Below are 10,538 nucleotides of genomic sequence, written 5' to 3' on the forward strand. Positions count from 1 at the left end.
GCGTCCCCGGCTTCCGGCACTACAATCCGATCGGCTCGGTACACGGCAGCTATGCCGCGGCGCTGCTGGATTCCGCGATGGGGCTTGCGGTGCATTCGATGCTGCCGGCCGGCACCGGCTACACCACGCTGGAATTCAAGATCAGCTTCATCCGCGGCATGACCAAGGACACCGGCGTGGTGCGTACGGAAGGCCGCACGCTCAACGTCGGCCGCCGTGCGGCCACCGCGGAGGGGCGCATCACCGACGCCAATGGCCGGCTGCTGGCGCATGGACGACGACCTGTCTGGTGTTCGAAATTCCAGGGCCGCCAGCCAAGGGAATGTAGCGACAGCCCAGAGGAACGTCGCGCCCGCACCTTGATTGTTCCCCGCGTCCTGATCGCCAATATCAGCGGGAGCGCCATTTGCCTGATATCAAGAACCCAAAACCGTCGACGTTCATTTTCGAGGATGATGGCCTCGTCCCCAACAACACCCTGCCGTTCGTGATCTACAAGGGTGCGGTCGAACTCGACCACGCCTCGCCGGAGAAAACGTTCGAAGACCTGTTCAACGCCAACGGCTGGGGCCAGGATATCTGGCGCGACGGCATCTTCGACTACCTGCACTATCACGCCACGGTGCACGAAGTGCTTGGCATCGCGCGCGGCCACGCTCGCGTTCGCTTCGGCGGCCACGGCGGGAGAGAATTCGAGCTTGACCCCGGCGATGTCGCGATTCTTCCTGCGGGTACCGGCCACCAGTGCCTGCGTGCGAGCGAGGACTTTTCCGTGGTCGGCGCTTATCCGCCGGGCGCAAAAATGCAGGTGACGCGGCCGACGCCTGAAAATCACGCCGCCGCGCTCAAGAGCATTCCGCAAGTGAAGTTGCCGGACAGCGATCCGGTGACGGGCAAGAAGGGGCCGCTGACGGCGTTGTGGCAGCGCTAGCCGTCATTGCGAGGAGCGTTGGCGACGAAGCCCAGCATCTTTCGCATCGTCATTCCGCGGCGCGGGTGCAACGAGCGAACCCGGAATGACCAAAGACTGGATTGCTTCGCTGGCGCTCGCAATGACAAGATCAGGCCGCGTTGCTGCCTTCCTGGCGCGAGGCCTCGAACAGGAACCAGGTGCGCCGCTCGGTCTCGTCGATGAAGGTCTCGAGCAGGCCCGCGGTGCCGGAATCCTCGTGGTCGTCGCACAGCTTGTGGGCTTTCCGCATGGCGGCTGCGATGTGCTTGTTGTCCTCCATCAATTCGCGCAGCATCTCGCGCGGCGGCACATAGTCCTCATTGTTGTCCTTGATGGTCTGCAATTTCGAAATCTGGCTGATCGAGCGCAGCGTGGTGCCGCCCAGCTTGCGGGCCCGCTCGGCCAACTGATCGGTGCTGGCGAAGATCGCATCCGACTGCTCGTCGAGCATCAGGTGATAGTCGTGGAAATGACGGCCGCTGACGTGCCAATGGAAATTCTTCGTCTTCAGGTAAAGCGCAAAGGCGTCGGCCAGCAGCACGTTGAGCGCGGCTGAAATCTTGTCGGCCGCTGCCTTCGGCAGGTCGGTCGGGGTGTCGAGATCGGGGGAGGTTTTGCTGGCTTTGCTCACGATCGGCCTTCCTGTTAGGTACCGGACATTGGGCGATGGGGGCGATGGACATCGTTCACAGGACCATTTAACGCCTCATGAGCGACCCGGTTCCTCTGCCGGAACCTTGGTATTCTGCGGCGCCTGAAGGCAAGCTAATGGACGATTGGATCGACTACTACGATTCCACGCATACGATTTATGCAAGTAAGCGGCATCGCGACCTGCATTTTCAGCTGATTGCGCGCGATATCATCGGCTATATCGGCTCACCCGATGCCGTGGTGCTGGATTACGCCTGCGGCGAAGCCTTGTCGGCGGCCAAGGTTGCCGATGCCTGCGGCCTGCTCTATCTCGCCGAGCCCGCGCCGGGCGTGCGCGGCCGCCTGATCGCCCGCTTTGCGCCCAATACCAAGATCCGCGTCCGCTCGCTGGAAGACGTGCGCAAGATGCCCGAGCAATCGATCGACCTCGTGGTGATGAATTCGGTGATCCAATACATGACGCCGGATGAGTTCGAGGGCGCGCTGACGACCATCCGGCGGCTGCTGAAACCCAGCGGCCGGCTGGTGATCGGCGACGTGCTGCGCCCCGAGGTCGGCATGCCGCGCGATGTCATCGCGCTGCTGCGTTTTGCCGCCGCTTACGGATTTCTGCGCGACGCGCTGGTCGGCCTGGTATCGACCGCGCTGTCCGATTACCGGCAATTGCGCAGCCGCGTCGGTCTGCAGCGCTACAGTGAGGCCGACATGGTCGCCCGCCTGACGGCAAACGGCTTCACCGGCTCGCGCGTCGCCGTCAATATCGGCCACAATCCCTGGCGCATGACTTTTGTGGCGCGGCCTTCCTTGGCCACATGAGGGCGTGTGAGCGGCGGATCCGCCTTCGCCCTTCGGGCCGCGCCGAGGCAGCCTTCGCCTTGATATGGCCTGCCTAGCCGAAGCAGGCGCAGCCCTGCGAAGGCTGGTAGGGTTAACCGCGACAAGCAGTAGCCCCGCGCGCGCCGATCGGGAAAGATGGCCGCGGCCCGGTGGCGGAAAGCGTCGACGCAAGAGCAGTGCAATGCTCTTTATCCTGGTTCAAATCCAGGCCGGGCCTCCACGCTTCGCCCTTTCGGGCTACGCGTGGCGCAACCACGCCAGACCGGCAGGCAAAGCGGATCCGGCATAGCTTGAGCAAAGCGAAAGCGTAGCCGGGCTGATCCTACCAGCCTGCCCAGCCAGCCGGATCCGTCTAAAAGCTGCCCCACAGGGGCTTGCCCGGCCGTAGCTCGAAGAGCGAAGGGGGAAAATGCCGGTTGATGGCCGTTTATTGGGGGTTTCGCAGCCGCGGAATCTGGTCTAAAGACCGCTCCGCGCGCGGCGATCACGCGCTTCTGGCCAGGGGACGCGCGAAATGCGCGCCCTTTTTTTGTGCCCGTTTTCGGCCTTGCCCAACGAGTTTTGATGCCCAAAAGAACCGACATCTCCACCATCCTGATCATCGGCGCCGGTCCCATCGTGATCGGCCAGGCCTGCGAGTTCGACTATTCGGGCACGCAGGCGGTGAAGACGTTGAAGCAAGAGGGCTACCGCATCGTCCTGGTCAATTCCAATCCGGCGACGATCATGACCGACCCGGAGCTCGCGGACGCGACCTATATCGAGCCGATCACGCCCGAGATCGTCGCCAAGATCATCGAGAAGGAGCGCCACGTCGTCCCCGGCGGCTTCGCGCTGCTCCCGACCATGGGCGGCCAGACCGCGCTGAACTGCGCGCTGTCGCTGCGACGGCAGGGCACGCTCGCCAAATTCGATGTCGAAATGATCGGCGCGACGGCGGATGCGATCGACAAGGCCGAAGACCGCCAGCTGTTCCGCAACGCCATGGAAAAGATCGGCCTGCAGACGCCGAAGTCGCGGCTTGCCAATGCCTCTTCGCTGAAGAAATCCGACCGCGACAAGTATCTCGCCGACCGCGAAAAGCTCTCGGGCGAGGCGCTGGAGGCATTCGAGCGCCAATGGACGCTCGGCGAAAACGAGCGGCGCAAGCGCTATCAGCAGCAGGCGCTTGCCGAAGCGTTGATGGCGCTGTCGGAGATCGGCCTGCCGGCGATCATCCGCCCCTCCTTCACCATGGGCGGCACCGGCGGCGGCATCGCCTACAATAAGGAAGAGTTCATCGACATCATCGAGCGCGGCCTTGACGCCTCGCCGACCAACGAAGTGCTGATCGAAGAATCCGTTCTCGGCTGGAAAGAGTTCGAGATGGAGGTGGTGCGCGACAAGAAGGACAACTGCATCATCGTCTGCTCGATCGAGAACCTCGACCCGATGGGCGTTCATACCGGCGACTCGATCACGGTCGCGCCGGCGCTGACGCTCACCGACAAGGAATACCAGATCATGCGCGACGCATCGCTTGCGGTGCTGCGCGAGATCGGCGTCGAGACCGGCGGGTCCAACGTCCAGTTCGGCGTCAACCCGGTCGATGGCCGCATGGTGGTCATCGAAATGAATCCGCGCGTGTCGCGCTCCTCTGCGCTGGCCTCGAAGGCCACCGGATTCCCGATTGCCAAGGTCGCCGCCAAACTCGCCGTCGGCTACACGCTCGACGAAATCGCCAACGACATCACCGGCGGCGCAACGCCGGCTTCGTTCGAGCCGACCATCGACTACGTCGTCACGAAGATTCCGCGCTTTGCCTTCGAGAAATTTCCCGGCGCCTCCACCACGCTGACCACCTCGATGAAGTCGGTCGGCGAAGTGATGGCGATCGGCCGCACGTTCCAGGAGAGCCTGCAAAAGGCGCTGCGCGGGCTCGAGACCGGGCTGACCGGGCTCGACGAAATCGAGATCGAGGGTTTGGGACGCGACGACGACAAAAACGCGATCCGCGCCGCGCTCGGCACGCCGACGCCGAACCGTCTCTTGCAGGTGGCGCAGGCGATGCGGCTCGGCTGGAGCGACGAAGACATCTTCAATTCCTGCAAGATCGATCCGTGGTTCCTGGCGCAGATGCGCGCCATCGTCGATATGGAAGCGAAAGTCAGGCAGGACGGGCTGCCGCCGAACGCATTCGGCCTGAGGATGCTCAAGGCGATGGGCTTTTCGGATGCGCGGCTTGCCGTGCTTGCCAACATGAGCGAAGCCGAGGTGAAGGCGCGCCGCCATGAACTCGGTGTCCGCCCGGTGTTCAAGCGCATCGACACCTGTGCCGCGGAGTTCGCATCGCCAACCGCCTACATGTATTCGACCTACGAGGCCCCGTTCGCCGGCTCCGCTGTCGACGAAAGCGCGCCGTCGAACAAGAACAAGGTCATCATTCTCGGCGGCGGTCCGAACCGGATTGGCCAGGGCATCGAGTTCGACTATTGCTGCTGTCACGCCTGCTTCGCGCTGCATGACGCCGGCTATGAATCCATCATGATCAACTGCAATCCGGAAACGGTGTCGACCGACTACGACACCGCCGACCGGCTGTATTTCGAGCCGCTGACGGCCGAGGACGTGCTTGAGATCATCGCGACCGAACAGACCAACGGCCGCCTGCATGGCGTGATCGTGCAATTCGGCGGCCAGACGCCGCTCAAGCTCGCCCATGCGCTGGAGGAGGCCGACGTGCCGATCCTCGGCACCTCGCCAGATGCCATCGACCTCGCCGAAGACCGCGACCGTTTCAAGCGCGTGCTCGACAAATTGCGATTGAAGCAGCCGAAGAACGGCATCGCCTATTCGGTCGAACAGGCGCGTCTGGTTGCGGCCGATCTCGGCCTGCCGCTGGTGGTACGGCCGTCTTACGTACTCGGCGGCCGCGCGATGCAGATCATTCGCGAGGACAACCAGCTCAGCGATTACCTGCTCGACACGCTGCCCGAACTCGTCCCCGGCGACGTCAAGGCGCGTTATCCCAACGACAAGACCGGTCAGATCAACACCGTGCTCGGCACCAATCCGCTATTGTTCGACCGCTATCTGTCCGACGCGATCGAGGTGGACGTCGACTGTCTGTCCGACGGCAAAGACACCTTCATCGTCGGCATCATGGAGCACATCGAGGAAGCCGGCATTCACTCCGGCGACTCTGCCTGCTCGCTGCCGCCGCACTCGCTCGACGCCGCGACGATCTCAGAACTCGAGCGGCAAACCCGCGAACTCGCGCTGGGGCTCGACGTCGTCGGCCTGATGAACGTGCAATACGCCATCAAGGACGGCGATATCTATGTGCTCGAGGTCAATCCGCGCGCCTCGCGCACGGTGCCGTTCGTGGCAAAAGTGATTGGCATGCCGGTCGCCAAGATCGCCGCGCGACTGATGGCCGGCGAGAAGCTTGCCGACTTCAAACTGAAGAAGCCGAAGCCCGACCATGTCGGCGTCAAGGAATCGGTATTTCCGTTCGCGCGCTTCCCCGGGGTCGATACCGTGCTCGGACCGGAGATGCGCTCGACCGGCGAGGTCATGGGCATCGACCGCTGCTTCGAGATTGCGTTTGCCAAGAGCCAGCTCGGCGGCGGCACGCGCGTGCCGCGCAAGGGCACGGTGTTCGTCTCGGTGCGTGAGACCGACAAGACCCGCATCGTCGATGCGGTCCGCCTGCTATCCTCGCTCGGTTTCAAGGTGCTGGCGACATCGGGAACGCAGCGCTTTCTGAGCGACCAGGGCGTTCCGGCGGAGAAAGTTAACAAGGTGCTGGAAGGACGGCCGCATATCGTCGATGCCATCACCAATGGCGACATTCAGCTGGTTTTTAACACCACCGAGGGGCCGCAGGCATTGGCCGACAGCCGCTCGCTGCGGCGGGCTGCCCTCTTGCATAAAGTGCCGTATTACACCACTCTTTCCGGTGCCGTGGCGGCCGCCCAGGGCGTCCGCGCTTATTTGGGCGGGGACCTTGAGGTCCGCACCTTGCAGAGTTACTTTTCCGAAAGCTGATCATTGGCGGGCCACAAAGCCTTTGCAATGATCGGCAACAGAGCCTGTTGCTAGGAACTCTCCGCCCGAACCGAAGTTGAGTTGGCCTCCGTTGCGGGGCCGAGTTGGCCGGCTTTTGGATTGTTTCGGAAACAAAGGCCCGATCTGGAAAAAGGAGTGTCGCGCGTATCGTCCCTCAGCACGCCCGCGCGATCGAAGGACAGAAGAGATGATGGAAAAGGTTCCGATGACCGCAGGCGGCTATGCCGCGCTCGAGGAGGAATTGAAAAAGCGCCAGTCGGTGGAGCGTCCGCGCATCATCGAGCATATCGCAGAAGCCCGTTCGCATGGCGACCTGTCCGAAAATGCGGAATATCACGCCGCCAAAGAGGAGCAGTCGCACAACGAAGGCCGCATCGCCGAGCTCGAGGACAAGCTTGCGCGCGCCGACGTGATCGACATCTCGAAGCTTTCCGGCGACACGATCAAGTTCGGCGCCACCGTCACGCTGGTCGATGAAGACACCGAGAAAAAAGCAGTGTGGCAGATCGTCGGCGAAGTCGAAGCCGATGCCAAGAAGGGCAAGATATCCATCACTTCGCCCTTGGCGCGCGCGCTGATCGGCAAGAAGAAGGGCACCACCGTCGAGGTGATGGCCCCCGGCGGCGCGAAGGCCTACGAGATCACCAAGGTCGAGTGGCGCTGATCTTTCAGGCCCGCCGGCACCGAACGCACCGACAACCGGCCAGTACGGCGAATTTGAAGTTCCCATCAGTTTCGCCCCGAGTCCATCATAGGAACTTCAAATTCAAAGCCGTACTAGCATCAATAAGTTGCTAGAGCTCCTTTGATTCCGAAGTTCGTAGACCTGGGGCCGCGACATCATACGAACTTCGGAATCGGAGCTCTAGCGGAGTGGATTTGACATTCGCTACCTGCCCGGCCGCGAACTCTGAAAGCGAATGTCAAATCCTAAACTCCACTAGCAACTTGAACTTGCTAGTGGTCCTTCGATTCCAACATTCGCAAACGTGCCCGCTGCGAAGAGATGCGAATGTGAGAAATCGGACCACTAGCGCGCGGCTTTTCTCATGTCGGGCCGCGGAATATTGTTGAGAAGTGGGGGTTAGCTGTTGGGCCGCAGAAGGCATTCGCATGCCAAGATCATAAGCTCACGCGTTTCGAATTCTAAGGTGTCAAACAGGGGGTTATTGACATGGACCAGATGTTTTCGAGATTTCAGCCGGCTGCGCTCAGCCTGTTTCGCTTCATCACCGGGCTACTGCTGCTTCAATACGGCATCGCGAAGATCCTGAAATTTCCGGCCGGCACACAATTCGACAAGGTGGAGTTGTTCTCGCTGATCGGGGCCGCGGGCATGCTCGAGCTTGTACTTGGCACACTTCTGTTGATCGGCCTGTGGTCGCGGATCGCCGCCTTCATTCTGTCGGGCGAAATGGCCTTTGCCTATTTCATCGGACATTTCCCGCGTGGATTTTTCCCGCTGTTCAACAACGGTACGGCTGCGATTCTGTTCTGCTTCGCGTGCCTGTATCTCGCGACCGCGGGCGGCGGCCCCTATAGCGTGGATGCCATGCTGGGAAAGAAGAACTGACGGCGGAGCGTCATTCCGGGCTGGTGCGCCCAGCACCAGACCCGGAAGCTCGAGATTCTCTGGTGCGCAGTCGCGCACCATGGTTCGCTCATTGCATTCGCGGCCCGAATGCCAGCTAGTTTTTTGCCTTCACGTCCAGCGGCACGGCCGCCTCATATTTCGAATTATGCAGCACCAGCGAGGTCCGCACGTTTCGCACATGCGGCGCAGCGGTCAGATGCGTGACGAAGTCCTGGAACGTCGCCATGTCAGGCGCGACGCACTTCAGGACGAAATCGACTTCCCCCGACAGCATCCAGCATTCGCGCACCAGCGGCTCGGCGCGCACAAAGTCCTCGAACGCGCGCAGGTCGGCTTCCGCCTGGCTCGACAGATGGACGGAGGCAAAGACCGTGACGTCGAAGCCGAGTTTGCGCGGATCGAGCAGTCCGCGATAGCCCTGGATGTAACCCGCCTCCTCCAGCGTCCGGACCCGGCGCAGGCATGGCGGTGGCGAGATGCCGACGCGTTTGGCCAATTCGACATTGGTGATTCGACCGTCAGCCTGGATTTCGCTCAGGATTTTGAGGTCAATTTCGTCAAGATTCTTCGACACGCGGTCTGGGTTCCGGGCTGAGAGTGGGTTCAGGGTGCCAGCGGTCTGCATTTGCTGGCCGCGACTGGCAACTCTCTTAGCGCAGCTCGCCTGGGGCGCGCAATTTTATTTCGCGTGCGGTGCGCCATTTTTCTAACTCACGGGAAATTTTGCTGATTTGAATTGCAATTCTTGCATAGCTCGCCAGATACCCTAGACTTGGATTTGACACTTTCGGCGCCACCGCGGCGCCTCCCGAAGCGAAATCCGCTTAAGCAAGCATCAAATCCCCTCGAAAGGGACCTGTTCATGGCTGCCCCTATTCACGCGAAGGTCGTCATCATTGGGTCCGGCCCGGCCGGATACACTGCGGCGATCTACGCGGCCCGTGCAATGCTCGAGCCGGTGCTGATCCAGGGCATCCAGCCCGGCGGCCAGCTCACCATCACCACCGACGTCGAGAACTATCCGGGCTTTGCCGACGTCATCCAGGGTCCATGGCTGATGGAGCAGATGGAGAAGCAGGCCGCCCATGTCGGCACCAAGATCGTGACCGACTTCGTCAACAAGCTCGAACTTGGCGACCGCCCGTTCCGCCTGACTTGCGATTCCGGCGACGTCTATCTGGCGGAGACCGTCATTCTCGCGACAGGCGCGCAGGCGCGCTGGCTGGGGCTGCCGACGGAAGAGAAGTTCAAGGGTTTCGGTGTTTCAGCCTGCGCGACCTGCGATGGATTTTTCTATCGCGGCAAGCAGGTCGTCGTGGTCGGCGGCGGCAACACCGCGGTGGAGGAAGCGCTGTTCCTCACCAATTTCGCCTCGCAGGTCACGGTCGTGCATCGCCGCGATCACTTCCGCGCCGAGCGCATTCTGCAGGACCGCCTGTTCAAGCATCCCAAGATCAAGGTGGTGTGGGACAGCGCGATCGACGAGATCAAGGGCGACGAAAATCCGTCCAAGGTCACGCATGTGCGGCTGAAGAACGTCAAGACCGGCGCGCTCACCGAGCTACCCGCCGACGGCGTCTTCATCGCCATCGGCCATGCGCCGGCGACCGACCTCGTGGTCGGACAGATCAAGCTCAAACCCTCCGGCTATGTCGAGGTCGCGCCGAATTCGACGGCCACCTCGGTGCCTGGCCTGTTTGCCGCCGGCGACGTCGCCGACGAGACCTACCGTCAGGCGGTCACGGCCGCAGGCCTTGGCTGCATGGCGGCGCTTGAAGCCGAACGTTTTCTGGCGCTCCGTGCGAATGACCGCGCGGCCGCAGAATGAATATTCATCGAACTCGCGACGGATTTATGGATATGGACTGGGACAAGCTGAAAGTGTTTCACGCGGCGGCCGAGGCAGGGAGCTTCACGCATGCCGGCGAGCAACTCGGTCTGTCGCAATCGGCCGTTTCGCGTCAGGTCAGCGCGCTGGAGCAGGAATTGTCGGTGTCGCTGTTCCACCGCCACGCCCGCGGCCTGATCCTGACCGAGCAAGGCGATCTGCTGTTTCGCACCGCCCATGACGTGTTCATGCAGTTGCAGGCCGCCCGCGCCAAGCTCACCGACAGCCGCGAGCGACCGAGCGGCGACCTCAAGATCACGACGACGCCCGGCGTCGGCATCAACTGGCTGATCCCCCGGCTCGGCGAGTTCACCGCGCTCTATCCGGAAATCCGCATTTCGCTGATCGTCACCGACGAAGAACTCGACCTGTCGATGCGCGAAGCCGATGTGGCGATCCGCACCCGCAAGCCGACGCAGCCGGACCTGATCCAGCGCAAGCTGTTCGCGATGGGCTTTCACGCCTATTGCTCACCCGAATACGTCAAGCGCTTCGGCACGCCGCGCACGCTCGACGAACTCGACTCGCATCGCATCATCGTGCTCGGCGACAACAACGTTCCG

Annotated in this window: 9 protein-coding genes, 1 tRNA gene and 1 pseudogene; 9 read left to right on the forward strand and 2 right to left on the reverse strand. The window is 62.1% G+C overall.

The genetic code is table 11. The features are described from left to right. Together VFL62_RS03615 and VFL62_RS03620 are read left to right on the forward strand one after the other, a co-directional pair. A pseudogene (locus tag VFL62_RS03615) lies at nt 1-328 on the forward strand (PaaI family thioesterase); the annotation flags it as partial. A gap of 78 nt (nt 329-406) precedes the next feature. Continuing rightward, nucleotides 407-931, forward strand: a complete 525-nt coding sequence (locus VFL62_RS03620) for a hypothetical protein (RefSeq protein WP_325171012.1) — start codon at nt 407-409, stop codon at nt 929-931. A gap of 130 nt (nt 932-1,061) precedes the next feature. Here the strand turns inward: VFL62_RS03620 and VFL62_RS03625 are convergent, their stop codons facing one another. After that, nucleotides 1,062-1,583, reverse strand: coding sequence for a DNA starvation/stationary phase protection protein (locus tag VFL62_RS03625; RefSeq protein WP_325171013.1), 522 nt, complete (start codon nt 1,581-1,583; stop codon nt 1,062-1,064). A gap of 137 nt (nt 1,584-1,720) precedes the next feature. On the opposite strand from VFL62_RS03625, the gene VFL62_RS03630 reads away from it, so the two are divergent. From VFL62_RS03630 to VFL62_RS03650, 5 genes are all read left to right on the forward strand, one after another. Continuing rightward, complete coding sequence (locus VFL62_RS03630) at nt 1,721-2,422, forward strand: class I SAM-dependent methyltransferase (RefSeq protein ID WP_325171014.1); 702 nt, start codon at nt 1,721-1,723, stop codon at nt 2,420-2,422. Nucleotides 2,423-2,586: 164 nt separating this feature from the next. Next, nucleotides 2,587-2,663: transfer RNA gene (locus VFL62_RS03635), tRNA-OTHER, on the forward strand. A 344-nt stretch (nt 2,664-3,007) separates the two neighbouring features. Then, nucleotides 3,008-6,472: a carbamoyl-phosphate synthase large subunit gene (gene carB, locus VFL62_RS03640; RefSeq protein WP_325171015.1), complete on the forward strand. Its 3,465-nt coding sequence runs from the start codon at nt 3,008-3,010 to the stop codon at nt 6,470-6,472. 211 nt (nt 6,473-6,683) lie between these two features. Then, nucleotides 6,684-7,157, forward strand: coding sequence for a transcription elongation factor GreA (gene greA, locus VFL62_RS03645; protein WP_325171019.1), 474 nt, complete (start codon nt 6,684-6,686; stop codon nt 7,155-7,157). 510 nt (nt 7,158-7,667) lie between these two features. Next, entirely contained in the window at nt 7,668-8,066 is a 399-nt protein-coding gene (locus VFL62_RS03650) for a DoxX family protein (protein WP_325171016.1), read from the forward strand. A gap of 115 nt (nt 8,067-8,181) precedes the next feature. Here the strand turns inward: VFL62_RS03650 and VFL62_RS03655 are convergent, their stop codons facing one another. After that, complete coding sequence (locus tag VFL62_RS03655; RefSeq protein ID WP_325171017.1) at nt 8,182-8,661, reverse strand: Lrp/AsnC family transcriptional regulator; 480 nt, start codon at nt 8,659-8,661, stop codon at nt 8,182-8,184. 288 nt (nt 8,662-8,949) lie between these two features. On the opposite strand from VFL62_RS03655, the gene trxB reads away from it, so the two are divergent. After that, nucleotides 8,950-9,915: a thioredoxin-disulfide reductase gene (gene trxB, locus VFL62_RS03660; protein WP_325171018.1), complete on the forward strand. Its 966-nt coding sequence runs from the start codon at nt 8,950-8,952 to the stop codon at nt 9,913-9,915. A gap of 32 nt (nt 9,916-9,947) precedes the next feature. Then, nucleotides 9,948-10,538: LysR family transcriptional regulator (locus VFL62_RS03665; RefSeq protein ID WP_325171020.1), on the forward strand; the 591-nt coding region annotated here is incomplete at its 3' end.

This window comes from Bradyrhizobium sp. (assembly GCF_035701725.1).
Taxonomy (GTDB): Bacteria; Pseudomonadota; Alphaproteobacteria; order Rhizobiales; family Xanthobacteraceae; genus Bradyrhizobium.